At 35.6% G+C, this 25,199-nt stretch carries 30 protein-coding genes; 11 read left to right on the top strand and 19 right to left on the bottom strand.

The genetic code is table 11. The features are described from left to right. Position 1: 1 nt before the first annotated feature. The 3 genes from spoIIAB to dacF all read right to left on the bottom strand — a co-directional run bounded on the left by spoIIAB (position 2) and on the right by dacF (position 2,154). Positions 2 to 442: an anti-sigma F factor gene (gene spoIIAB, locus AABL52_RS07075; protein WP_048546248.1), complete on the bottom strand. Its 441-nt coding sequence runs from the start codon at positions 440 to 442 to the stop codon at positions 2 to 4. Then, the gene (gene spoIIAA, locus AABL52_RS07070; protein WP_000059133.1) at positions 443 to 793 is read right to left on the bottom strand and encodes an anti-sigma F factor antagonist; all 351 of its coding nucleotides are present in this window, start codon (positions 791 to 793) and stop codon (positions 443 to 445) included. A 170-nt stretch (positions 794 to 963) separates the two neighbouring features. Next, positions 964 to 2,154, bottom strand: coding sequence for a serine-type D-Ala-D-Ala carboxypeptidase DacF (dacF, locus tag AABL52_RS07065; RefSeq protein ID WP_000831992.1), 1,191 nt, complete (start codon positions 2,152 to 2,154; stop codon positions 964 to 966). 166 nt (positions 2,155 to 2,320) lie between these two features. On the opposite strand from dacF, the gene AABL52_RS07060 reads away from it, so the two are divergent. The 4 genes from AABL52_RS07060 to AABL52_RS07045 are packed head-to-tail and all read left to right on the top strand — an operon-like array spanning position 2,321 to position 5,718. Next, entirely contained in the window at positions 2,321 to 2,740 is a 420-nt protein-coding gene (locus tag AABL52_RS07060) for a GntR family transcriptional regulator (protein WP_000548043.1), read from the top strand. Then, positions 2,706 to 3,587, top strand: coding sequence for an ABC transporter ATP-binding protein (locus AABL52_RS07055; protein WP_061672332.1), 882 nt, complete (start codon positions 2,706 to 2,708; stop codon positions 3,585 to 3,587). The genes AABL52_RS07060 and AABL52_RS07055 overlap by 35 nt, the downstream gene beginning before the upstream one ends. Beyond that, positions 3,577 to 4,641, top strand: a complete 1,065-nt coding sequence (locus tag AABL52_RS07050) for an ABC transporter permease (protein WP_341519104.1) — start codon at positions 3,577 to 3,579, stop codon at positions 4,639 to 4,641. The genes AABL52_RS07055 and AABL52_RS07050 overlap by 11 nt, the downstream gene beginning before the upstream one ends. Positions 4,642 to 4,653: 12 nt before the next feature. Continuing rightward, the gene (locus tag AABL52_RS07045) at positions 4,654 to 5,718 is read left to right on the top strand and encodes an ABC transporter permease subunit (RefSeq protein WP_341519103.1); all 1,065 of its coding nucleotides are present in this window, start codon (positions 4,654 to 4,656) and stop codon (positions 5,716 to 5,718) included. A gap of 24 nt (positions 5,719 to 5,742) precedes the next feature. Here the strand turns inward: AABL52_RS07045 and AABL52_RS07040 are convergent, their stop codons facing one another. Both AABL52_RS07040 and AABL52_RS07035 read right to left on the bottom strand, forming a co-directional pair. Continuing rightward, positions 5,743 to 6,288 (bottom strand): hypothetical protein, encoded by a 546-nt coding sequence (locus tag AABL52_RS07040; protein ID WP_341519102.1) that lies wholly within the window; start codon positions 6,286 to 6,288, stop codon positions 5,743 to 5,745. Between the two features lie 102 nt (positions 6,289 to 6,390). Continuing rightward, positions 6,391 to 6,810: a MarR family winged helix-turn-helix transcriptional regulator gene (locus tag AABL52_RS07035; RefSeq protein WP_001003309.1), complete on the bottom strand. Its 420-nt coding sequence runs from the start codon at positions 6,808 to 6,810 to the stop codon at positions 6,391 to 6,393. A gap of 159 nt (positions 6,811 to 6,969) precedes the next feature. On the opposite strand from AABL52_RS07035, the gene AABL52_RS07030 reads away from it, so the two are divergent. Both AABL52_RS07030 and AABL52_RS07025 read left to right on the top strand, forming a co-directional pair. Continuing rightward, positions 6,970 to 7,641, top strand: coding sequence for an SIMPL domain-containing protein (locus AABL52_RS07030; protein ID WP_341519101.1), 672 nt, complete (start codon positions 6,970 to 6,972; stop codon positions 7,639 to 7,641). Between the two features lie 134 nt (positions 7,642 to 7,775). Beyond that, entirely contained in the window at positions 7,776 to 9,065 is a 1,290-nt protein-coding gene (locus tag AABL52_RS07025; RefSeq protein WP_341519100.1) for an NCS2 family permease, read from the top strand. A 35-nt stretch (positions 9,066 to 9,100) separates the two neighbouring features. Here AABL52_RS07025 and corA read toward each other — a convergent pair whose 3' ends face one another. From corA to spoIIM, 9 genes are all read right to left on the bottom strand, one after another. Continuing rightward, complete coding sequence (corA, locus tag AABL52_RS07020) at positions 9,101 to 10,063, bottom strand: magnesium/cobalt transporter CorA (protein WP_002008459.1); 963 nt, start codon at positions 10,061 to 10,063, stop codon at positions 9,101 to 9,103. A 61-nt stretch (positions 10,064 to 10,124) separates the two neighbouring features. Beyond that, positions 10,125 to 11,429 carry a pyrimidine-nucleoside phosphorylase gene (locus AABL52_RS07015; protein ID WP_341519099.1) on the bottom strand — a complete coding sequence of 435 codons (1,305 nt, stop codon included), beginning with the start codon at positions 11,427 to 11,429 and terminating at the stop codon, positions 10,125 to 10,127. A gap of 7 nt (positions 11,430 to 11,436) precedes the next feature. After that, entirely contained in the window at positions 11,437 to 12,258 is an 822-nt protein-coding gene (locus AABL52_RS07010; protein WP_001078444.1) for a purine-nucleoside phosphorylase, read from the bottom strand. A gap of 12 nt (positions 12,259 to 12,270) precedes the next feature. Next, positions 12,271 to 13,455, bottom strand: coding sequence for a phosphopentomutase (deoB, locus tag AABL52_RS07005; RefSeq protein WP_001046084.1), 1,185 nt, complete (start codon positions 13,453 to 13,455; stop codon positions 12,271 to 12,273). A gap of 402 nt (positions 13,456 to 13,857) precedes the next feature. Next, a complete protein-coding gene (locus AABL52_RS07000) occupies positions 13,858 to 14,601 on the bottom strand; it encodes a FixH family protein (RefSeq protein WP_002107764.1) in 744 nt (247 codons plus the stop codon). A gap of 144 nt (positions 14,602 to 14,745) precedes the next feature. Further along, complete coding sequence (gene xerD / locus AABL52_RS06995) at positions 14,746 to 15,636, bottom strand: site-specific tyrosine recombinase XerD (protein ID WP_341519098.1); 891 nt, start codon at positions 15,634 to 15,636, stop codon at positions 14,746 to 14,748. A gap of 6 nt (positions 15,637 to 15,642) precedes the next feature. Continuing rightward, positions 15,643 to 15,873 carry a YqzK family protein gene (locus tag AABL52_RS06990; protein ID WP_001250433.1) on the bottom strand — a complete coding sequence of 77 codons (231 nt, stop codon included), beginning with the start codon at positions 15,871 to 15,873 and terminating at the stop codon, positions 15,643 to 15,645. Between the two features lie 103 nt (positions 15,874 to 15,976). Next, entirely contained in the window at positions 15,977 to 16,432 is a 456-nt protein-coding gene (locus AABL52_RS06985; RefSeq protein WP_000392655.1) for a Fur family transcriptional regulator, read from the bottom strand. 106 nt (positions 16,433 to 16,538) lie between these two features. Continuing rightward, the gene (gene spoIIM / locus AABL52_RS06980) at positions 16,539 to 17,156 is read right to left on the bottom strand and encodes a stage II sporulation protein M (RefSeq protein ID WP_229200852.1); all 618 of its coding nucleotides are present in this window, start codon (positions 17,154 to 17,156) and stop codon (positions 16,539 to 16,541) included. A gap of 155 nt (positions 17,157 to 17,311) precedes the next feature. Here spoIIM and AABL52_RS06975 point away from each other — a divergent pair, with 155 nt between their 5' ends. Next, the gene (locus tag AABL52_RS06975) at positions 17,312 to 17,863 is read left to right on the top strand and encodes a GNAT family N-acetyltransferase (RefSeq protein WP_000803488.1); all 552 of its coding nucleotides are present in this window, start codon (positions 17,312 to 17,314) and stop codon (positions 17,861 to 17,863) included. A gap of 24 nt (positions 17,864 to 17,887) precedes the next feature. Here AABL52_RS06975 and AABL52_RS06970 read toward each other — a convergent pair whose 3' ends face one another. Then, complete coding sequence (locus AABL52_RS06970; RefSeq protein WP_098258041.1) at positions 17,888 to 18,427, bottom strand: NUDIX hydrolase; 540 nt, start codon at positions 18,425 to 18,427, stop codon at positions 17,888 to 17,890. Between the two features lie 74 nt (positions 18,428 to 18,501). Here AABL52_RS06970 and mciZ point away from each other — a divergent pair, with 74 nt between their 5' ends. Together mciZ and lolS are read left to right on the top strand one after the other, a co-directional pair. Beyond that, complete coding sequence (gene mciZ, locus AABL52_RS06965; protein WP_000870297.1) at positions 18,502 to 18,636, top strand: Z-ring formation inhibitor MciZ; 135 nt, start codon at positions 18,502 to 18,504, stop codon at positions 18,634 to 18,636. Positions 18,637 to 18,834: 198 nt separating this feature from the next. Beyond that, positions 18,835 to 19,749: an aldo/keto reductase gene (gene lolS / locus AABL52_RS06960; protein ID WP_000747230.1), complete on the top strand. Its 915-nt coding sequence runs from the start codon at positions 18,835 to 18,837 to the stop codon at positions 19,747 to 19,749. 29 nt (positions 19,750 to 19,778) lie between these two features. Here the strand turns inward: lolS and AABL52_RS06955 are convergent, their stop codons facing one another. The 3 genes from AABL52_RS06955 to AABL52_RS06945 form a co-directional block, all read right to left on the bottom strand. Continuing rightward, on the bottom strand, positions 19,779 to 20,606 hold the full coding sequence (locus tag AABL52_RS06955; protein WP_000547996.1) for an aldo/keto reductase: 828 nt from the start codon (positions 20,604 to 20,606) through the stop codon (positions 19,779 to 19,781). 121 nt (positions 20,607 to 20,727) lie between these two features. Beyond that, positions 20,728 to 21,252, bottom strand: a complete 525-nt coding sequence (locus AABL52_RS06950) for a GrpB family protein (RefSeq protein ID WP_341519097.1) — start codon at positions 21,250 to 21,252, stop codon at positions 20,728 to 20,730. A 69-nt stretch (positions 21,253 to 21,321) separates the two neighbouring features. Next, positions 21,322 to 21,585: a YqkE family protein gene (locus tag AABL52_RS06945; protein ID WP_000727552.1), complete on the bottom strand. Its 264-nt coding sequence runs from the start codon at positions 21,583 to 21,585 to the stop codon at positions 21,322 to 21,324. A gap of 201 nt (positions 21,586 to 21,786) precedes the next feature. Between AABL52_RS06945 and AABL52_RS06940 the strand changes: the two genes are divergently transcribed. Then, positions 21,787 to 23,376: a bifunctional metallophosphatase/5'-nucleotidase gene (locus tag AABL52_RS06940; RefSeq protein WP_000265575.1), complete on the top strand. Its 1,590-nt coding sequence runs from the start codon at positions 21,787 to 21,789 to the stop codon at positions 23,374 to 23,376. Between the two features lie 122 nt (positions 23,377 to 23,498). Here the strand turns inward: AABL52_RS06940 and AABL52_RS06935 are convergent, their stop codons facing one another. Further along, positions 23,499 to 23,975: a ribbon-helix-helix domain-containing protein gene (locus tag AABL52_RS06935; RefSeq protein WP_000151918.1), complete on the bottom strand. Its 477-nt coding sequence runs from the start codon at positions 23,973 to 23,975 to the stop codon at positions 23,499 to 23,501. A 121-nt stretch (positions 23,976 to 24,096) separates the two neighbouring features. On the opposite strand from AABL52_RS06935, the gene AABL52_RS06930 reads away from it, so the two are divergent. Beyond that, positions 24,097 to 25,095, top strand: coding sequence for an alpha/beta fold hydrolase (locus tag AABL52_RS06930; protein ID WP_071721228.1), 999 nt, complete (start codon positions 24,097 to 24,099; stop codon positions 25,093 to 25,095). The last annotated feature ends 104 nt before the right edge of the window (positions 25,096 to 25,199 follow it).

Raw genomic sequence — 25,199 nt, 5'->3', positions numbered from 1 at the left:
CTTAATTGCATAGAGCGTTACTATTTGATAAGTATTTTGTCAAATGGATTGTTGTCCCGAAAGATTCGTTTGAAATAACTTCTACTTCATCCATAAAATTTTCCATGATAGTAAATCCCATTCCGGAACGCTCTAATTCAGGTTTAGTTGTAAAAAGGGGTTGTCTTGCTTCATCTAAATCAAAGATGCCAATCCCTTCATCTCGAATCGTGAGTTTCACCATTGCTTCTTCCAAAATTACAGAAATATAAACAACACCTTCTGCATTTCCATCGTATCCATGAATAATTGCATTCGTAACTGCTTCTGACACAACTGTTTTAATCTCCGTAAGTTCTTCCATCGTTGGATCTAGTTGCGCAATGAAAGCAGCTACTGTAACGCGAGCGAATGATTCATTTTGACTTAATGCTGAAAATTGAAGGTTCATTTCATTTCTCATTTATGCCACCCCCAACGTCGCGAGCGCATGCGCTTCACTTTCTTCTAAGCGAACAATTTTAAATAAGCCCGACATTTCAAATAAACGCTTAACAGGCGGTGAAATTGCACAAACAACCATTTCTCCACCTAATCCCTTTACATGCTTATATCGGCCTAATATAACACCTAAACCAGAACTATCCATAAACGATAAGTTCTCTAGGCTCAAAACAATATGATGAACACCATGTGTCTCAATCATATCTGTTACTTTCGTTCGCAACTCTTCAGCAGTATGATGATCTAATTCACCCGCTAGTCTCACACATAGGACGTCACGCTTTACTTCTAATTGCATGGAAAGACTCACACGATTTCCTCCTTATGCTCAAACTTTACTCATTTACATACATAAAGATTTTCGTGATACAACATAAGAATCCTTCCTGCTGACAAAAGAAGAACTATTTCGCCATAAAGTGAAAACATTCGGCAATTATTTACTTTCATACGAATAGAAAAGCGGCAAAATGTTTGCCGCTATTTTGATGTTGAAAACATCCCAAAACTTCTTTTAAATAACTCCCACCAGCTCGCTGCAGCAACATCTTCTTTTGCTACAATTGTTTGTTTTAATAAAACATCTTTATCTTTTTTAATAACAAGTGTACCAAGCGCGTCACCTTTTTTAATCGGCGCTTTCACTTTCTTTTCAGCAATTACTTCTTGCTTTACTTTGTCCATATTTTCGCCCTTCTTCATAAGAAGAGACACATTGTCTGACGCAACTAAATCTACTTTTTCTTTTTTCCCTTTTCCTACTTGTACAGTCTTAATTTTTTCGCCACGTGTATACAATTTCTTTGTCATATATTGTCCAAATGCATAGTCAAGAAGCTTTGTTACTTGATTATTCCGTTCTTTCGATGTAGGTGCTCCCATAACAACTGAAATAACACGCATGCCATTTTTTTCAGCCGATGCTGTTAAACAATATTTTGCTTCTGTCGTAAAGCCCGTTTTCACACCATCTACTCCAGGATAAAAACGTACTAACTTATTCGTATTCACGAGCCAAAACTTCTTATCCGTATCTTCTCGTAAATAGTCTTCGTATTTACCTGTATATTTGCGAATAAGTGGGTACTTCATCAATTCTTTCGCCATTATAGCCATATCATTTGCTGTGGAATAATGGTCTTTAGCCGGAAGACCTGTTGGATTTTGAAAATGAGTATTTTTCAGTCCTAAATCTTTCGCTTTTTTGTTCATCATATTTACAAAACCTTCTTCTGAACCCGCGATATGCTCCGCTACTGCAACAGACGCATCATTTCCAGATGCAATAGCAATACCTTTTAGCATTTCATTTACAGTCATCTCTTCTCCAGGCTCTAAAAAGATTTGTGATCCACCCATTGAAGCTGCATGCTCACTTGCTCTAACTTTATCGGTCAGTTTTAGTTTTCCTTTTTCAACTTGTTCCATAATTAATAGCATTGTCATAATCTTCGTCATACTAGCAGGTGGTAACTTCTCATTTGGATTTTTATCAAACAAAACTTTACCTGTATCTTGTTCAATTACAATTGCTGATGACGCTTGTTCCGCTAACTTCGGCGTTGTTTCTTCTGTTTTTTCCTGCTTCGTCTTCTCAGATTGTGCGAAACTAACTGAAGTACCAGAAAGCAATAACATGAAACAAACAAGTATTCCAAAAACTCGCTTCATGACTAACCCTCCATTCTATATCAAACCTATTTTTTCCAATTTATTATTTTTTAATACCATATTTTTCTAATATTTTCAGTTGACAAATATATTCATCACCTATATTGTATTAAGTGTATTACATGAAGTAGTACACTTAATACAAGTCAGAAAGGAGACATTGCTCTTGCATATTCAACTTGATCCAAGAAGCAACACTCCGATATGGGAACAAATTGTTCAAAATATAAAAGAACTCGTATTGAAAAATATGTTAGCTCCAAGTGATAAACTTCCTTCTGTACGCGAACTCGCTTCTTTACTCGTTATAAATCCAAATACAGTAAGTAAAGCATATCAAGAGTTAGAGCGACAAGGAATTATTGAAACATTACGAGGAAAAGGAACATTTGTATCCCAATCGATTACCCCAACATTAGACGAAAGGAAAATCGCTATGGTTCAAAAGCAATTTCATCAATTACTATTAGAAGCCTCTTATCTTGGTGTTACGAAAGATAAAATTCATGATTGGATAGATTCATACTATAAAGAGATTGGAGGAAATGCGGATGCTGAGAGTGAAAAACTTGAAGAAGACAATTGATAATCAAACAATTTTAGATGATGTTTCTTTCACATTACAACGAGGAAGTATTATTGGATTACTCGGAAGAAACGGCGCGGGGAAAACAACTTTATTACGAACGATGGTCGGTATTTTAGACCCTGATGCAGGGACTGTTACATATGAAGAGACAAACATTCATCAGTGTCCTGAAATAAAGCAAAAAATCGTATATGTTCCGGATTCTACTAACATATTGAACGGATATACGGTAAAAGAAATTGTAAAGTTTTATAAAGAAGTTTATAACGCATTTGATGAAGCATATTTCTATGAACTGTTGGAGCGTTTTAGCTTACCAAACAAACGAATTCGTAGTTATTCAAAAGGAATGAAAGCACTGCTTGCCATCATTTTAGCCGTTTCTACAAAGGCAGAATATATCATTTTAGATGAACCGACAAATGGACTTGACCCTATCGTTAAACGGCAGATCCTTCAATTTCTCGTTGGAGAAGTTGCAGATAAAGAGATTACCATTTTCATCTCAACGCACCATTTAGATGAAGTGGAACAAATCGCAGATACAATTATTATATTAAAAGGCCATACTATCTCGTCTATTACATCACTAGACGATGCAAAATCACGATTTGCTAAAATACAAGTTGCTTATGAACGTTCATTACCTCAAAAACTAGAAAACTTAAGCAATATTAAAATATTAAATCAAACAGGAAAAGTATTTACAATCTTAATTGAGGGAAATGTGGCTACAACACTGGAGAAGTTTTATAAAGAACAACCTATACTCATTGAAGAATTAACAATGTCACTTGAAGATGTCTTCGTTACGACACTAGAGGAGGATGGGTATGTTTCATAAGGCGTTGTGGATGTGGAATTGGAAGCGCGGGAAATATGCTGTGTTACTATTCTTCTTTAGTTCGCTTTATCTTTTATCTTTAGGATACTATAGAAGTGCTCTGATGGAACTCGATAAATATTACGAATTACAAGAAAAAGGGAAACAGTATTATTATTTTTATACCTTTTCTTCAGGAGAAGGTAATAGTTTTTGGTTAACTCTTCTTATCATTGCTTTAGCCTGCTTATTAATAGGTTGGGAACGTAGTAACCAATCTAATACACTACTTATGACGATGCCGTTTAAAAGAAAAGATGTTTTCTTATCGAAATGGGCTTTCGGTTCCTTTTGTATTGTGAGCTCATTACTTGTAAATTGGATTCTTATGTATGTTATTTATAGAACAACTATTCATTTTGATTATCAATCATTTAGTCCGTTTCATCGATACTTTCTTTATGCAATTGTTTCTTATGTTGCAGTATATACAGCTGCACTATGCATCGGTACTTTTACTGGAAGCATTGTTTCCCAGGTTGTTTTTTGTATTCCGTGGATACTAATGGGACTTACATTTATTCCACTAGTTTACACTTTTACGATAAATCATTTAGAAGCTACCGATCCTAAAAATTATAAGCTATATGAACAACTTTATGAAATCAATCAAAAAACAAATATAGTTGCACCAATATATCGCTTTTCTATTGATTATAACTATAATCCAGAATACCGAAAGCAGGACAACGATCCAACTACTTTAAGAAATCCAGTATCTCATAAATATTATTCAGCCAAATCAATGTTAGTCCCTATTTTCTATACAATATTTTATTTACTACTTGGGACATATTTATATATGCGGTCACCAAATGAAAATGGCCAAAAGATATTTATTTTCCAAAAACATTTAAAAATATGGATATGGGGGACAACCATTTACTTTGCATTACTAGGTGGCTATAAAATAAATCAATTTTATGTCTTACCTAACTACTATATCAGTTTGTTTCTCGCTGGAATCATTACTTATGTTGTATTATCACGCCTAACAAATTATAAAGTTTTTTAAAGGAGAGATCCTATGTTTCAAAAAGCACTGTGGCTAAGAACATATCAACAAAGTAAATATGTTGTATGGTTATTTTGGCTCGTCAGCTTCTATACTTTGTCATATAAATACTATATGACTTCTATTCAACAGCAATATTTTCTAAATATGAATAAAAAATGGAAAGCTATATATCATTACAGTTTTGATTTAACACTTCTAGATTCTATCATGCTGTTAGGTAGCGTACTGATCGTTCTAGCTTGTACGTTAATTGGATGGGAAAGACAAAATAACGCTAGCGACTTGTTATGGTCTATGCCATTTAAACGTTCGCACCTTTATATAACAAAGTGGTTGTTTGGAATCTGTAATATCGCCGCTGTTGTCGTTTTAAACTGGGGACTATTTGCTATTATGAAAAAGTTGACTTTTCATAATAAATATCAAGTATTCTCCCCCTTTCATAGTTACTTTATATACATGTTAATTGTATTAATTGCTATTTATACACTTGCCTTATGTATAGGAACAATCGCTGGAAATGTAATATCGCAAGGATTTCTTACTGCCGCTATATTAATCTTCCCAGCGTTACTTCCATCTCTAATATCAGGAGTCATTGCTGTTCACTCGAATGCCGACTTTCATGAGAACAATGGCAGTATACATGATGTTATGGAAAACATACGTATTTCTGGTCCAGCAGAAGAGTTTACTATTAGCTTTAATTACGATCCTCAAAACGCTTATACTGATAAGGATGGAGTACGTCATAATGAACCAAACTTTACAACAATCCCTTCGGCAAAATTATTGATTGCACCTATTACACATATCATTATTTTGTTACCACTCGGGATGTATTTATATGCCCGTTCAGTCAATGAGCGAAATGGTAACTACTTATTATATCCGAAACTACAAAAAGTAGTTATGGGTTGTGCGATTTTCTTTGGTGGAATGGTTGGAGGTTTAATGCTGAGTCGTGCGCAGTCATTGTCCAGCTTTTACATCGGATTTTTAGTGACTAGTTTCATTACGTATTTCTTCCTGCCTAAAATATTAAAATGGAAAGTCTCTTGGAGTTTTAAATAAAATAACCTCCTCTCAATGAGGAGGTTATTTCACATTCTCTCTTCTTTTCCCATACTCTTTTTCTTGCTTCGTTCCAAATCCGTCACCATTTGCCACGATTTGATCTGTCGGAGCAACTATGCTTTCAGCAATTCTCCATTCCCCCCCTTGTTGAATAAACACTTGCATAAAATAATTCATGCCATTTAACTGATACGAATTTTCTTTTTTCACTTCATAACGAGCTGCAACATAATATACTTGCACATTCTCAGCCTCAAACTTAGAAATATATTGCGATAACCTTGGGATGTACTGCGATGCTTTTTGAAGTGGTAGTTGTTTTACCTTTACAAGAGAAGACTTTGTTACATTACTAATCGTATCTTCATGCCGAGTGTCATCACTATGATGAAATAAAATAGTATTCTGCATTGAACGAATCCATAGTTTTGAATATAAAACAGGTTGCTTATTTGAAATATGTTGTAATTCTTTCTGAACGACTTGAAGAGGCGTTGCGGCATCCGCGAATTGATGAAAGCAGAAAAAACTTCCAATCATAATGAAAAGCATAGAAATACGTTTCATAATTTTTCACTCCGATTCTTTTTAATTAAAGTATTGGAGTTTCAAAATGTTTTTATTCAAAAGAAAAAGGATAGGAAAGCTTTCGCTTCCTATCCTCATTTATTATAATACGCGGCCAAATAACTCTAACACCATTTCTATTTCTTGGTCGCTCCAACCTTTAAATCTCTCTTTATAATATTCTTTACGCACAGCTTCAAGTTTTTCAGTTACTTCTCTTCCGTGTTCTGTAATTTCTAAGTACACGATACGACGGTCTGAATTGGAACGCTTTCTTTCTACAAACCCTTTTCGTACGAGACGATCAGTAACAGCTGTAATATGACTGGAGGTTACGTTTACTTCACTCGCAATTTGCGAAGCCATCTGTGGACTCTTTAAAAATAACGCGCGTAATACAGAAAATTCATTGTATGGCATATGTTCTGCAAAACGTGTATTAATATCATTTTGTAATAAACGTATCATCTTTCGAAATGATCCGGATAATTCTAAAATCAGTGTTTCTCTTTTTTCGTTCACTAGCCTCGTCCCTTTTTTATCATATTTACACATATTATAATCTATAAATACCCTCGTTGTATATGCTTTCTTTCTCTAACATTCCCATTTATGTAACTTTTTCATACAAATTTCTTTTTTGTTCACACATATACATATAAATAAGGATGGTGATGGAAAATGCAAGGTGGAATGAATCCTTATTTACACAACGTACGTACAGCAAATACTGGTAAAGAAGCTACCATTACGGTACAAGGTGAAGGCGTTGTAAAAGCAAAACCAAATGTTGTTATATTAACGATTGGTATTCGTACAGATCATAAAAATGTAAAGCAGGCACAAGAAGAGAATGCAGTGCAATCAAAACAATTATTAGATGCACTAAAACAACTAGGGATTGCTGACAAAAATATAGAAACCATTTCATATACGATTACGCCCCAGTACGAATATGTAAATGATAAAGCATTACTACAAGGATACCGTGTGGAACATTTGTATGAAATTACCGTTTTAAATGTACAAAAAGCAGGGGAAGTATATGATATAGCCGTTTCAAATGGAGCAAACTTAGCAAAAGGGTTACGTTTTCGAATATCTTATCCAAATAAATATTACGAGCAAGCTCTCATTCAAGCTCTGCAGCAAGCGGTAGAAAAAGCTCGTGCTATTGCGAGTACATACAATTTAAACATTAATCCTGTTCCACTCTCATTCGTTGAAGAATCTGCTCAATTACCACGAGAAGTTGCGTCCTTTGCTACTTTACATGCACAAGCAGCTCCGCCCATTCAATCGGGAGAATTAGAAATCATTTCAACAATACGAGCGATTTTTACGTATTTATAAATAATTTCATTTATAAGTAAACGTTATCATTTTCCTTGTTGTAAAAACATGATGTTCTGATATAATAAAGGACGGTGAGCTCTTACGAAAGAGATATCACGGGTGGGAGAGGGATATGAAAAAGAAGGTTTAACATGAAAGGAATACTTGAAAGAACATTTAAATTAGGTTTACACGAAACATCACCAAAACAAGAAGTTTTAGCTGGAGTTACGTCATTTTTCACGATCGTATATATTATGATTGTAAATGCATCCATTTTATCCGATGCTGGCATTCCTCTTGAAGCTGGAATTTTAGCAACTGTTTTCAGTTCATTTATCGGATGTCTGCTCATGGCATTTTGGGCAAATGCACCTGCTATTCTTGTCCCTGGTATGGGTGTAAATGCATTCTTCACGTACACCGCTGTGCATACGCTAGGATTAACTTGGCAGGAAGCATTAGCAGCTGTCTTCATCTCTGGTATTATTTTTGCAATTGCTGCGTTTACACCAATCGCTCGCGTGCTTTCAGTATCGATTCCAAAGTCATTAAAGGAAGCTATTACTGTCGGCATCGGATTATTTTTAGCATTTATCGGATTGCAAAAAGGTGGTTTAGTCGTTTCGAATCCAAATACTGCTGTTGCAATGGGTAAATTAAGTAACCCTGTCGTTCTTGCGACACTACTTACTCTTATCGTTGCACTTGTACTATTTATTCGTAACGTACGTGGAAGCTTTTTATGGACGATTGCAATAGGAACTGGTATTGCATGGCTATTTGGTCTTGTTGATACAAGTCAAATCGGAACTAGTTCATTCTCATTCGCTAATTACGGCGATGTGTTTGGAGCTATGTCATTTGGCAAACTTTCTTCCTTACCGTTTTGGATTGCAACATTCTCCTTAAGCATGGTGCTTATTTTTGAGAACATGGGACTTCTGCACGGTTTATTAGAAGATGACCGTAAATTCCCACGTGCTTACCAAGCCAATGCAATTTCAGCAATGACATGTGGTCTATTTGGCACAAGCCCTACCGTATCAACAGTAGAGAGTGCCGCAGGTATTACTGCAGGCGGAAAGACAGGTCTGACGTCTATCGTTACAGGGATGTTATTCTTTGCATCACTGTTTGCACTTCCGTTTGTCAAACTAATTCCTGATAGTGCCATTGCACCAATCTTAATTATTATTGGCGGCCTGATGATTACAAGCATTCAGCAAATTCCTCTGAACGATTTTTCAGAAGGATTTCCAGCGTTCTTAATTATCGTCATGATCCCGCTCACATATAGTATCGCTGATGGCATTGCGTTCGGATTTATTGCTTATCCTATCTTAAAAGTTGCTCTTGGAAAGCATAAAGAAGTCGCACCGTCTATGTATATCGTTACATGCTTATTCTTAGCCATGTTTGTATTACATGCTATTGGTTAAGTAAAAAACACCGAGGAATTTTCCTCGGTGTTTTTTTACTTAAACCATCCTTTTTTATAAAACCAAGCCATCATGCCACCGCCAATTAGTGCCATTAGAAGTAGACAAATAAAATAACTATATTGTCCACCAAGCTCCGGCATATGCGTAAAGTTCATTCCGTATACTCCCGCAATAAATGTTAATGGCATGAAAATAGTCGAGAATACAGTTAATGTTTTCATAATGTTATTCATATGATGTGAGTTTAATGAAAAATAGCTATCTCGAATATCTGCCGTTAACTCCCGGCTTGCCTCAATCATTTCTGTCAGTTTAAGCAAATGATCATGTATATCTTTAAAGTAAATTTCATGATCACTTATACCGTAAAAACGAGTCGAATTTAAAATACGATACAATAAATCACGCATCGGAATGATTGTACGCCTTAGTTTTGATAAGTCTGCACGTATATCAAATACTTCTTCTAGCACACTTCCTGCTGTCTCACCCGTTAAATTATCATCAATTGCATTTAAATGATCCTCAATGTAATATACAGGTGCAAAATAGTCGTCCACAATTTGGTCGATAATTGTATGAGCTACGTGCAGGGGACTATTTTTAATACGCTTCTTTTCTCCAAGTGTTTTCCATACTCTTTCGATTGCATTGTTATGAGAAAAGTGGAAAGAAACAATAAAACGATCACTAATAAATAAATCGATCTCGTGCGGTTCTAATCCATCCTCACCAAATGCATGAAGAACTAAAAAGTTATATCCATCATAAAAATCAACTTTTGGCCTCTGTACATATTCTATACAGTCTTCAATTGCAAGGGGATGGAACTTAAAATGATCTTGCAAAATGTATGTATACTCTTCTTTCGTTGGCTTATATAAATCTAGCCAATACCATACAATATGGTCTTTCGTTGTTTCTTCTAGCGAAACATCATATAATACTTCATCTGTTTTTGTTATTGCACAAATTCTAATCATAATTTCACCCATTATTATTATAAACAAAAAATAGCAAAAAAAGCCAAGGAGAAATACTCCTTGGCCTTTTTTATTACTTCGTTACAATACCATGCACTAAAGTTGGTGCATCTACGTGGTCTTTAGAGATCTTCATGTTCTCATAAATTTTTGCTTTTACATCTTCCACATTTTCACGGTTTGCGTAAATGGTAACAAGGGATTCACCTTTTTTCACGCTGTCCCCTACTTTTTTGCGAAGCATTAAGCCAACTGCTAAGTCAATTTCAGATTCCTTCGTCGCACGTCCTGCTCCTAAAAGCATTGCTGCTGTTCCGATTTCATCTGCAACGATTTCTGATACATAACCGTCTTCTTTCGCTTCTACTTGAATTTTAAACTGTGCTTGTGGTAATTTTGAAGGATCATCAACAACAGATGCATCGCCACCTTGCGCTGATAAGAACGTTTTAAATGATTCTAGCGCTTTACCGTTGTTCATGACTTCAATTAATTTCTCACGTGCATCTTCTAAAGATGAAGCTTGTCCCGCAAGGTATACCATTTGACTTCCAAGTGTTAAACATAACTCTTCTAAATCTTTTGGTCCTTTACCTTGTAACGTATCAATTGCCTCTTGTACTTCAAGTGCGTTACCAATCGCCTCACCAAGTGGTTGACTCATATCAGAAATAACAGCCATCGTATTACGACCAACGTTATTACCAATGCGCACCATTGCTTCTGCTAAACGTTTTGCATCTTCATCTGTTTTCATAAATGCACCTGCTCCAGTTTTTACATCAAGAACAATTGCATCTGCACCAGCAGCAATTTTTTTACTCATAATCGAGCTTGCAATAAGCGGAATTGAGTTTACTGTTGCCGTTACATCACGAAGTGCATACAATTTTTTATCCGCAGGTGTTAAGTTTCCACTTTGACCAATAACTGCGATTTTGTTTTCATTTACAAGACGCATGAATTCATCATTTTCGATTTCAACATGGAATCCTGGAACTGCTTCTAATTTATCAATTGTACCACCAGTATGTCCTAAACCACGTCCAGACATTTTTGCAACCGGTACACCTAAAGCAGCTACTAATGGACCTAATACAAGTGTTGTTGTATCACCAACGCCACCTGTTGAGTGCTTATCTACTTTTACTCCTTCAATAGCTGATAAGTCGATTGTATCACCGCTATTTACCATTGCCATTGTTAAATCAGCACGCTCTTGATCGTTCATATCTTGGAAGAAAATTGCCATTGCAAGTGAACTTACTTGATAATCAGGAATATCACCATTCGTATATCCTTCAACAATAAAGTTAATTTCTTCTGTCGTTAATGCATGTCCGTCACGTTTTTTTGCAATTAGGTCCACCATTCTCATTGTGAGGTCACCCCTTCATTTGTTTTACGATTGCTTTTACTAATGCTAAGAAGTTAGCTTTAACACGTTCTGTCGTTTCGATTACTTCATCGTGGTGAAGTGGCTGATCTAAAATACCAGCTGCCATATTTGAAATACAAGAAATACCAAGTACTTTCATACCAGCATGACGAGCTACAATTACTTCAGGTACTGTTGACATACCAACTGCATCTCCGCCAAGTGTACGAAGCATACGAATTTCAGCAGGTGTTTCATATACAGGACCTGTCATTCCAACGTATACACCTTCTTGTACTTTAATATTTAAGTCTGCTGCGACTTGTTTCGCCATTTCACGAAGCTCTGTCGTATATGATGTAGACATATCAGGGAAACGTACACCCATCTCAGAATCATTTGGTCCGATTAATGGATTTGTACCCATGAAGTTAATATGATCTGAAATTAACATAAGATCGCCTGGCTCGAATGATGTATTTACACCACCAGCTGCATTTGTTACAACAACTGTTTCTACACCTAGTTCTTTCATAACACGAACTGGGAATGTTACTTTTTGCATGTCGTATCCTTCATAGAAGTGGAAACGTCCTTGCATTGCTACTACTGTTACACCTTGAAGTGTACCGAATACTAATTGACCTGCATGTCCTTCTACAGTTGATACTGGGAATTCAGGGATTTCACTGTAAGGTACTGTTACTGCGTTCTCGATTTCATCTGCTAATACACCTAGTCCTGATCCAAGGATTAGTCCTACTTGTGGCGTTTCTTGAAATTTCTCTTTTAAGTATGAAGCTGATTTTGTAATAAGTTCACGATTCATTTGTTTATCCCCCTATTTCTTTAGCTCGTTTAAGAAGCTTGTTCCGTGTTCTGGCATTTTCACACCGAAGTTTTCTGCTACCGTTGCACCAATATCAGCAAATGTTTGGCGAAGTGATAGTTCTTGTCCGCCATCTTTCATGCTTGGGCTATATGCTAATAACGGTACATATTCACGTGTATGATCCGTACCAGGATGTACTGGATCATTACCATGGTCTGCTGTAATTAATAATAAGTCATCTTCTTTTAGTTTTTCGAATACTTCTGGAAGACGAGCATCATATTCTTGTAGAGCTTCTCCGTATCCTTGTGGATCACGGCGATGTCCAAATAATGCATCAAAGTCAACTAAGTTCAAGAAGCTAAGACCTGTAAAGTCCATATTTAATGTATCTACAAGCTTATCCATTCCATCCATATTAGACTTCGTACGAAGTGATTCAGTTACCCCTTCACCATCATAGATGTCAGAGATTTTACCGATAGCAATCACATCGTAGTCACTATCTTTTAATTCATTCATTACCGTACGGCCGAATGGTTTTAATGCATAATCATGACGGTTTGGTGTACGTGTAAAGTTTCCAGGCTTACCAACGAATGGACGAGCGATAACACGACCTACCATGTACTTCTCATCTAACGTTAATTCACGTGCAATTTTACAAATTTTATATAACTCATCAAGTGGCACTACTTCTTCGTGTGCTGCGATTTGTAATACGCTATCAGCAGAAGTGTAAACGATTAAAGAACCTGTTTCCATTTGTTCTTGACCAAGTTCATCAAGAATCTCAGTTCCAGAAGCTGGTTTATTACCGATAATTTTACGACCTGTTTTTTCTTCTAATTCATCAAGTAATTCTTTTGGGAATCCTTCAGGGAACACTTGGAATGGTGTATCAATGTAAAGACCCATGATTTCCCAATGTCCTGTCATTGTATCTTTACCAGTAGATTTTTCTTGCATTTTTGTATAATATCCAAGTGGTTTTTCTACTTTAGAGATACCTTTCATTTCACGAATGTTACCAAGACCTAATTTCACCATGTTAGGCATTTGTAACCCATTCATATGTTCAGCAATGTGACCGATTGTGTCAGATCCTAAATCACCAAATTGTTCAGCATCTGGTGCTTCACCGATTCCAACAGAATCCATTACGACTAGGAATATACGTTTATATTTATTCATAACTGCGACCTCCTATAAGTTCAGTTCTACTTCTTGTAGTATGTTCAAAACGCTATAAAGTGAAACTGTTCTCCATAAGAATTCTCTTTCGTTCTCATTGTCAAACAGTACTTCTTTAAATGATTCTCTAACCTATTTCGTTTACTTTGAAACGACTCAAAAACATTTCTAGTTTTTTCTAAGTCAGATGTCAGACATCTGATACTGATATCATAACATGTTTACGCTTTCTTTTTAATACATTTCCGTAAAATTTCTCATTTTCTTCACACTTCTATTGTAATCCATTATGCAAATAAGTGCTAATTATTTTATGATTTATTTCGTCATATAAAGCGAAACTTTAATCTGCCCGCAAATAACGAGATAAAAATAAAAAAAGCAGCTCTAAAGAGCTACTTTTTATTTTACTTCTACTGTTTCTTCTTTATGTTCATGTAGTTCGCCTTTTTTAACATGAACTTTCACTTTGTAAGAACCGTTTTCTTTGAAAGTATGTTTCGTTTCATACTCTCCTTTATTTCCTTCTTTCGCTGGAATAAATTCGTGTTTTTCAACACCATCTTTCCAAATCTCAAGTTGTACTTCAGCACCAGTTAACGCTTCTTCTTTTTGTTTTAAATGAACTTTCATAGTTGATTCAGCATTTGCTTTTATATCACCAGCCATAAGATGGATCATTGTATCGCTTTTATGATCGCCATGCCCTGCACCGTGATCACTATTTTCTTTTTTCGCATCTTCTACTTTCGCATTTCCTACAGCCACTTTTACTTCTGGCATAACATGCATTTCACGTGCATTTGTGTGAGCGATAATATGGTACACTCCATCCGTCTCGAACGTTTTCTCTACTGCATAAACACCTTTTCCTTTATGCTTCCCATCTAACATCTCGTGCTTTTCGTCGCCAGCTTTCCAAATTTCAAACTTTACATCATCAGCATCGGTTACTTTTTCTTTTCCTTGTGTAACAAGTGCTTGTACTTCTGTTTTTTCACCAGGTTTAATTTCTTTCGGATTTGTTTGAACTGCTACTTTTACAGCTTCTAGTTTCTGTTCTTTTTTCGGTTCTTCTTTGTTTGTATTACAGCCAGCCAATGCTAGCATCGCGATAAATAAAGTCATAATAAGTTTTTTCATCATCATTTCCTCCTTCATACCTTATTTAGTATAGAGGAAATACATTGTAATATTCTAGTCTTCTGCTGAAAACAATGTACGAAATGTTTGTGAAGTTTTTGTGAAGTACTATAGCCTTTTGAATCTATGAAAAAAAGAGCATAGTAACTATGCTCTCGGATGAAACTGTTTATATACATCTTTTAATCTAGCTTTTGAAACATGCGTATAAATTTGCGTCGTTGAAATATCTGCATGTCCTAGCATTTCTTGCACAGCACGCAAGTCTGCTCCATTTTCTAATAAATGCGTAGCAAAAGAATGGCGCAACGTATGTGGTGTAAGCTCTTTTTCAATACTTGCTTCTTTCGCCAATCGTTTTAAAATTTTCCAAAATCCTTGTCTTGATAATCGATTCCCATGATGGTTTAAAAATAGTGCATCTACTACTCTTTTACCCATCAATTCTCTTCTTCCCTTTTCAATATACTTTTGAATCGCTTCCGTCGCTAAACTTCCTAGTGGAATAATTCTTTCTTTATTCCCTTTCCCTATGCAACGAACAAATCCCATCGTTAAATGTATATCTTCTAAGTTTAAGGCAATTAATTCCGAAACACGAAGCCCTGTCGCATACAATAACTCTAGCATCGCTTTATCACGAACCCCAAAAGCACTCGTCATTTTTGGTGTCTGAAGTAACGCTTCTACTTCATCGATTGATAGTACTTTCGGTAATTTCCGTTCTCCTTGCGGCGTTTCAATATGTACGGATGGATCGTGCTCTACCGCTCGTTCACGAAGTAAAAACTGGTGAAACGAACGAATCGATGCAATATGACGTGCTAATGTTTTCGAAGATTTTCCGTTTTCTTTTAAGTGCTGCAGAAAATTAACAATGTGCAAGCGTGTCACTTCAAGAAAGCTTTTCGCCTGTTCTACATTTTGTAAATACTTTACATAACTTTTTAAATCACGTTCATAAGATACTACTGTATTTTTCGCAAGCCCTTTTTCGACAACCATATAATGAATAAAATCTTTTAATTGATCTTCCAATCTACACTACTCCCCATTTTCATAGAAAAACATCATTCTATTTACGAAAGCATCCTTTGCCGGCTCTTCATTCCCTGATACTTTTTCTACAGTCTCTTCTTGTGGCTTTTCATAACGATGATAGCTTTCATATTCTTCATTTATCCATAGTATAGCGAAATAAAACAAAATCGTACAACTTGTAAATAATAAAAATACTTTTATTCCATCAAAAGTTAATTTTAAAGCTCGGCGCATTGTAAACTCCTCCAAAATATAAGTTATTACAACATATGCCAAGCTTTCACCAATTTATACCTTATTCAAATAAAAAACCTCTTCCTAGATAAATAGGAAAAGGTTATTTTTCATCCGTTTCATTTTCTTGACAATTTTTACAAATCCCATGGAATGTTAAACGATGATCTTTCACCTTAAAGCTCCAGTCATGTTCTACTTTCCTTTCCACTTCACCAAGTAAATCTTCTTGTATTTCTTGTACAGCACCACATTGTGTACAAATCAAATGATGGTGGAAACGCTGCGCACCTTCTTGGCGTAAGTCATAGCGTGAAACACCGTCTCCGAAGTTAATCTTATCGACAACTTTTAACTCAGATAATAGTTCTAAAGTTCGATAGACGGTTGCTAATCCGATCTCTGGCGACTTTTCTTTTACAAGGAGGTAAACATCTTCTGCGCTTAAATGATCTTCTTCATTTTCTAGCAGCACACGAACTGTTGCTTCACGTTGCGGTGTTAACTTGTAGCTCGCTGCATGTAATTGCTTCTTAATTCGTTCAATTCTTTCTTCCATTCGGTACTACTCCCTCCTCGCCACTCTTACACCATTATATCAGAAGAAGGGCTTCTGTCAAAAGAAAAACAATAAAAACAAATTGATAATTATTCTCATAAAGTATTTATTGTTTATTAATAGCCTCAACGACTTCTTTCATTAAAACTGGTGATGCATAAGCTTCTACACTAGACGCAAGAGCTAACACCGCTCCAATTATAAGAAAGAAGCATGTATAACGAATTAATAACGGTAATAGTGGCTCGGTTATTTTCCGAATAAATTGATGCCTAATCATGCGTAAGGAAAAGCTTGCTGCAATTGTTGTCATAACGAGAAATACTGGAATAATAATGAGGTTTTGTGGCAACACAGAAACGAATGCTAATAATAACCCATTCCATCCATGCTGACTGACTAAAAAACCTACTGTAAATCCGACAACTACTCCTTTTACAAACAATAAAATAAAAATAAGTGGCAATCCAATAATTGAAATCCCCAAAATCCAAATAAATCCAATGTATTTTAATTGCGAAAAGTAACTTTCTCGAAACATTTCGCTTGCAATAGCAAATTCTCCTTTAGAAACTTGTCCAAAAAAACGTTGTAAATAAAATGATAAATCTTGTTTTTGATTTAATTGTAGACTATTTACAAGAATGGCCCCAAATATTACTCCCATCAATAATAAAACAGCGTTAAATATATATAATGAAGAGTTTTCCTGTATGTGAGACATTACACGATCTTGCCAAGTTTTTCTCCACATTTTTCTTCCCTCCGTTCACACTCTTACTAAAAATGTATGAAAGAAAGAAAAAAGTATGACGAATTAACATTGAAATTCCGCTCTACTTTGCTAAACTAAAAAGTAGAGAATAGGAGGGATTTCTCTTGAAACCATTATTATTAGATTTTCCAACATTATTTCAAACTGAACGCTTACAAGTTCGTAAGCCATTTCCAGGTGATGGTGCAGAAGTGTATGAAGCAATCCAAGCTTCTCTAGAGGACTTAGTACCGTGGATGCCAATTAACGCTGAAACAGAAGAAAGTGCTGAAGAAATCGTTCGTAACGCTCACGGACAGTTTTTACTTCGTGAAACACTTGATTTTCACTTATACGATAAAGTGTCTGGTACATTTATCGGGGCTATAACGCTTAAGCCTGAAAACTGGGATATTCCAAAGTTTTCACTTCACTTCTGGCTGCATAGTGCGTATACAAAACAAGGCTATATGACTGAAGCTATTAAAGGTGCCATTCAATTTGCCTTTGATAAGCTAAGTGCTAGAAGAATTGAAATTCGTATTGATGCAACCAATACGAATGCATGTAACTTAGCAGAACGTTTAGAGTTTATTCTAGAAGGTACAATGGAAAATGATTTCATAGCACCAGACGGTAGCTTACGTGATGCACGCGTATACGCAAAAATCAATTAAAAAACACTCGCCTTTGGCGAGTGTTTATTTTTGTAGTTGTAAATATTGTACTGCAAACATCGTTTTTGCATCATGAATACGAAGATCTTTCATAAGAGTAATCGCTTCTTCTAACGATACTTCCATCAATTCCACAAACTCATCTTCATCTAACTCGGCTTTATTTTCTTTTTTCGTCAAACCTGTTGCTTTATATACATATAAAATTTCATCTGCAAATCCTGGAGATGTATAGAAAGAAGTAATAAGCTCTATATTTTCACATACATATCCTGTTTCCTCTTCTAATTCACGAACTGCTGTCACCTCAGGTTTTTCACCAGGTTCTAACTTGCCTGCCGGAATTTCTATAATCGCCTTTTCAAGCGCTTTACGATACTGCTCAACAAGCACGATTTTCCCCTCATCAGTAATAGCAATAATAGCAACTGCACCAGGGTGATTTACAATTTCACGTTTACTCATTGCTCCATTTGGTAATACTACATCATCAACACGAACTTTTATAACTCTACCATCAAAAATCGGTTCAGTTTTTACTGTTCTCTCTGCAAGATTACTCATACTACTTCATCTCCCTGTTCTATTTCCTATTCTTTCCTCATACATTTTACCACATTGAAAGGAGCGTGATAGAAATGAAAGTTTATATTTTACCAAATCGCGTCACTTTAGTAGGAAAAGCATGGCAAATTCGCCATAAACTAAAACAATATGGCAAAGAGTATACCACTGTACAAGAGTGGATTACAGCAAATAAAGTGAAACTTTAATCAGAGGGGGTTTTGTTCATCCCCTCTGATTATTAGTTGAACGAATCGGGCTTTTACGGGCAGTTAATCTCCCACCTAACTTCCTCGTATGAGCCGAATTTTAAAGTGGGGGGCTTACTGCCCGTTAAAGCGGGGTAAAAAGTAAACGTTTGTCAACCTCTTTTCCCTTTCGTACAATAAAGGTAAGGAGGTTGACCTATGAAAAAACGTCAATTAGGAAACTCAGATTTGTTTGTTACAGAAATGGGACTTGGCTGTATGTCTCTCGGTACTTCTGAAACAGAAGCTATGCGTATTATCGATGAAGCAATCGATTTAGGAATCAATTTTTTTGATACAGCAGATTTATATGAATATGGATTAAACGAAGAATTTGTTGGAAAAGCATTAAAAGGGAAACGAGACCAAATTGTTCTTACAACGAAAGTTGGAAATCGATGGACAGAAGAAAAAAACGGCTGGTCTTGGGATCCTTCTAAGAATTACATAAAGGCTGAAGTGAAAGAAAGTTTACGTAGACTTCAAACTGATTATATTGATCTTTATCAACTTCACGGCGGGACGATTGAAGATCCAATAGATGAAACAATTGAAGCCTTTGAAGAATTAAAAAAAGAAGGTATCATTCGCCATTACGGTATTTCTTCTATACGTCCAAATGTCATCCGTGAGTATGCAAAACGTTCAAATATCGTTAGTGTACTAATGGAATATAGCCTTTTAAATCGTCGTCCCGAAGAATGGTTCCCGCTTCTAAATGAACATCAAATTAGCATTATTGCTCGTGGGCCACTTGCAAAAGGAATTTTAACTGACAATAATGCCAGAAAGATAGAAAGAGTAAAAGAAAAGGATTATCTTTCTTATTCTTACGATGAATTATATGCGACACTCGCGAATGTAAAAGAAAGAATCGGGGAAAGCTCTTTAACAGGAACAGTTATTCAATATTGCTTACATAACGAAACTGTTGCAGCTGTTATACCTGGTGCAAGCTCTATCCAACAATTGCAAGAAAATGTACAGGCTAGTAAACAAACACAGTTAACAACAGCAGAATATATACAACTTCAGCAAATTACTAAATGTGATACTTACGCTTTACATCGTTAAAAAGACGCTACCATACTGGTAGCGTCTTTTTATAGCGTATCATATTTATCAGGATTCGTTCCTACATGTAAATTACGATTTAACGTATTAATTTGAGTCATTTCTTCTTCTGTTAGTGAAAAATCAAAGATAGTAAAATTCTCCTTAATACGAGCTGGTGTAACAGATTTAGGAATTGTCACTATCCCGCTTTGAATATCCCATCTTAATATAACTTGCGCAGGTGTTTTTTCATATTTGGTAGCAATGGCCTGAATAATCGGGTGCTCAAATACTTCCCCGCCTCTCATTAATGGGCTCCATGCTTCCATTTGAATTTGCTCACCTTGACAGAAATTACGCAATTCAAATTGCGCTAACATCGGATGAAGTTCTACTTGGTTTACCATCGGCTTTACTTTACAATTTGGTAATAATATCTCTAAATGATGTTTATGAAAATTAGAAACACCAATCGCACGTACTTTACCTTCTTCATACAGTTTTTCTAACGCTCGGTACGTATCGACATACTTTCCTCTTATTGGCCAATGTATTAAATATAAATCTACATAGTCCATTTGTAATTTCTTTAAGCTTTTTTCAAATGCCTCTAGTGTTTCCTCGTATCCTTGATCGTCGTTCCAAACTTTTGTTGTAATAAATATGTCTTCTCTTGGAATTCCTGATTCACGAACCGCTTCTCCGACACCGCTTTCATTTTCATATACAGTCGCTGTATCAATTGAACGGTATCCAACTTCTAACGCTGTTTTTACTGCTTGTTTTACTTCGTCGCCTTCTTTCGCTTTATAAACGCCTAGACCAATCATCGGCATTTTTACGCCATTATGAAGTGTAGTTGTTGGAATGTGCACAGTCGTCTCCCTTTCATTCTTACATTTTTTATAAGCTACCACTTTATTTCAACAAGATTCACCCAAAAAGTCAAAACATATGTACAGTTTACATAATAATTTTATACACTAAAACGCGAAATCAATTATTCATATTTCCTTCTCTCCATTCTTTCGCTTTTTCATCAACACTACGCACAAACTCATTTTTTCCTTCCGTATATAACGTGCCATCATATGTATATTTTTCGGCTAATTCTTTCTTTAAGGTTGCATATGCCTCTGCTTCTTCACAATGAGCCATCATATAATCACGAAACGCTAAATGCCTTACTATCTCAGGATTTCCTTTTTCAAACACGTGTAAGTGATACGAGCGCTTTTCCTCCGTTCCATGAATAAAATAACGACGTCTTGAAATACCGTTTTCCCCTTTTACGATGTAACCAAGCTCTTCAAAACGTTCATTCCAATGATCTACTCTGTCGATACTCTCTACTTCCATAATCATATCTATAATTGGTTTAGCTGCCAGTCCTGGCACTGACGTACTTCCAATATGATGGACTTTCACCATTTCTGGCATCGCCGATTTTAATCGCTCGGACTCTATTTGAAATTTTTCGTTCCAATGATTTTCATGCGGAACGACTACAATTTTTCTCATTTTACATTCCCCTTTTCTTACAAGCTCGTCAAAAAAATGATCAGCGGTATGCACTGATCATTTTTTATATTATTTAAAGTCTTTCCAAGTAAGGCTACTTTCACTTAACAGTTCTTCAAATGATTTATTCTTTTCACGTTCTTTTTGTTCTTGGCGCTTTCTCTCCAGTTCAGCTGCCTCTTTTTTCTCTTCTCTCACTTGCAATTCTTTCTTCTTATTCTTTAATTGCTGCATGAGTGAATCATTTAATTGATCGCCTAATGTAAGCGACTCTTTCTCTGGTTTATTCACTTGCGATTGTCTTTGCATTTGTCTTTGTTTCTTTTTCTTCATGCTACTCACCTTTTACTTTTTTCTCCATTATAGTAGATACACAATGAACTCGACAATAAAAAAGGTTCTTTACTCTATTATTCACCTTTTGTAAATGTGTTAATTTTTCGAAAAAACTAAATTTTTATATAGATATAATCCTATGAATCTATTAAAATTATGTCGTATGATGTCAGATTATAAAAAAAGGAGAAATGAATTATGTGGAAAAAAATCATTCCTGCTGTTGCCGTTTTAAGCACCATAACTTTTTCAAGCGTATTTGCCGCTCCTCCATCCCAGACTCCAGCTGAACAAAACCGTTACGTAGACGTACAAATGCTTGGTATTAATGATTTCCATGGACAACTAGATACGGTTAAAAAAATTAATAACAAAGAAGCTGGTGGCGCTGATTACTTAGCTACTTATTTAAAAGAACGTAAAAAGCAAAACCCGAATACACTTCTTGTACATGCTGGCGATATTGTCGGAGCTAGTCCACCAGTTTCAGCATTATTACAAGACGAACCAACGATTGAATTTTTAAATGACTTAAAGTTTGATGTTGGTACAATCGGAAACCATGAATTTGATGAAGGTATCGATGAAATGAAACGCCTCATTTACGGTGGATATCACGAGAAAACAGGAAATTTCAAAGGTGCTAACTTCCCTTATGTCGCTGCTAACTTCTATAACAAATCAACTGGCCGCTTATTCTTACCACCATTTACTGTAAAAATGGTAGATGGTGTTCCTGTAGGATTCATTGGCGTTGTTACAACTGATACACCAAATGTCGTGATGCCTACTATGCTTAAAAATGTACAGATCACTGACGAAGTAGAAGCAATTAATAAATCAACGCAACAATTAAAGCGTCTCGGTGTTAAATCCATCGTCGTCCTTGCCCATGTCGGCGGAACAACTGATGAATCTGGCGTGACAAATGGAGACCTTAATCGAATTGCAAATGAAACAGATCCAGAAGTTGACGTTATTTTCGGTGGGCATAGTCACACGTATGTAAATGGTACTGTAAATAATAAACTAATCGTCCAAGCGAACTCTTATGGAACAGCTTTCTCGGACGTAGATGTAACAATTGATCGTAAAACAAAAGATATTGTAAAGAAAAAAGCTGAAGTGATTACAACATATCATGAAGGTGTAGAACCTGATAAACAAGTAAAACAAAAAATAGATCAATATAAAGAAAAAATCGCACCACTTGTAAATGAAGTTGTAGGAAAATCTACAGCAGCTATCGACCGTAAACAAAATGATGCTGGTGAATCTACTCTTGGGAATGTAATTGCCGACGCACAGCGTCAAACAATGCAAGCTCAAATCGCACTTATGAATCCTGGTGGTATTCGTAATGACTTAGATGCTGGCGATATTACATGGGGCGAATTATATGGCATTCAGCCTTTTGGAAACCAATTAATTAAAGTAGATTTAACAGGTCAAGATATTCGCGACATTTTAAATCAGCAATGGCAAAAAGGAACAACAAGAATGCTTCAAATTTCAGGTATTCAATATACGTGGGATGCAAATAAACCAAACGGTGAAAAGGTTACGAATATACGTTTAACAAACGGAGAAGAATTATCTCCATCTAAAACGTATAGCGTAGTTGCAAATGCCTTCTTAGCTTCTGGCGGTGACGGATTCGTATCATTTAAAAATGGTAAAAATGCAGAGACTGGTCCAAACGACTTTGAAGCGCTAGTCGATTATGTAAAACAATTAAAAGAACCAATTCAACCAGTTATTGATGGTAGAATTCAAAAAACAAATTAAGTATTTCCCTAATATGCGATCCGGATTCTTATTGTAAAGGGTATGCACTTACGCTTAATTCACAATATTAGTAAAACCTAAAAAGGATACTCGTTCTTACAATGAACTTAGTATCCTTTTCTTTAATCATCCAAACGCGCTGTTTTGTTAAAGTCATATTGCTGTAAAAATTGTTGTAACGCCTCTTCTACAAGTTTAGATTTTTGAATTCCTTTCGCTTCTGATATAACATCTAGTTTTGCTAATATTTCTTTATTAATAGAAAAAGTACGTTTCTTTTTTTCTGTACTTATACTCATAATTGGCGCGATTACTTCTTCTCTCTTGCTTAGTAATTCATAAATACTTTGTAATTGTTCATAAATTAATAATTGATAATCCGTTTTCGCATATTGAAGGGCTGTCGCTTCTTGGAGTTGTAAGTGACGAGGTTCTTCTCCATCTCCTACAAAAATACGTTTCTTCTGTTCTCCATCATATTCATATCCAATCAATCTTAATTTCTTTGATAATGTATACGGGCTTATTTCAAGACGTTTTGCTATGATAGCGATGGATTCACGTCTATTTAAGCAATCTATAATTTCTCCAATCGTCACAATTTCCCTCCTCCCGTGTTGAAATGACACTAGTATGGTATGTTACAATGATTTTCTAACAGTATATGCAAAACAAATAGCCTGTGCGATTCATACGATTTCAGAAAAGGAGGTTTTCAATATGCTTTTTCGTAGCCATACCCCGCAGTTTTATAATGAAAATAAACAACTCATTCCTAATAGTATTGCTACGATGGAAAGCGTTATGATTCATAATCGAAAACAAACTCTCCTTATTCGCGGGCAAAACATAGAGCAACCTATTTTATTATGCTGTCATGGTGGACCGGGCATGGCACAAATCGGATTTATTCGTCATTTTCAAAAAGAATTGGAGAAACACTTCATCGTTATTAATTGGGATCAGCGCGGGGCAGGTAAATCTTTTTCAATGAAAGATTTCGGAGCAAATTTTACAATCGAACAATTCGTTTCCGATGCAAAAGAAGTGATTCAATATGTACTTAAAAAGTTCAATAAACAGAAACTATTTCTCGCTGGTCATTCTTGGGGAAGTATTATTGGGCTTAACATAGCACATCAATATCCACAGTATATCGAGGCTTACATCGGTATTGGACAGATTGTACATATGAAACAAAACGAAGAATTGCTATATCAGCATTTAATTCGTTCTGCAAAAAAACATGATCATAAAAAAGCATTAGCGTCCCTTTTAAAATTAGGCAAACCACCATTTTTAGATACGAGACGCCTTATTATTCAAAGAAAATGGCTTGGCACATTCGGAGGAGCAATCCAAAACGGCTCTTCCTTTTCTTTCATACGAAAAGGCTTCTTTTCTCCTGAATATACACTATTAGATTGGTTCAAGTTTCTCGCAGGAAATTTAAAATCTGGTGTTTTATGGGAAGAAATGCTGACAATCGATTTCTTTTCTTCTATTTCAAGTTTATCTATTCCGGTTTATTTTTGTTCTGGCCGCTATGATTATCAAACTCCTTATGCACTCGTTCAGGAATATTGCGATGTGATAGCAGCACCCATAAAAAAAATGATTTGGTTCCCAAATTCAGCTCATTCTCCTGACTTAGAAGAACCAGAATTATTCGCTAATTCTTTACAAGCAATTAAACAAGAGCTAGCTTTTCAGCATTAGTAACAAAGGCTCTTTTACATTTCATAGAAAACAATTTATAATAATATGTCGCAACTATGTATAAATATAGCAAAGTGCTTCATATTTACTTGCTTGAGCACAAT

This window comes from Bacillus paramobilis (genome assembly GCF_038096195.1).
GTDB classification, from domain to species: Bacteria; Bacillota; Bacilli; order Bacillales; family Bacillaceae_G; genus Bacillus_A; species Bacillus_A mobilis.
This window is presented reverse-complemented; position numbering and strand designations above follow the sequence as displayed.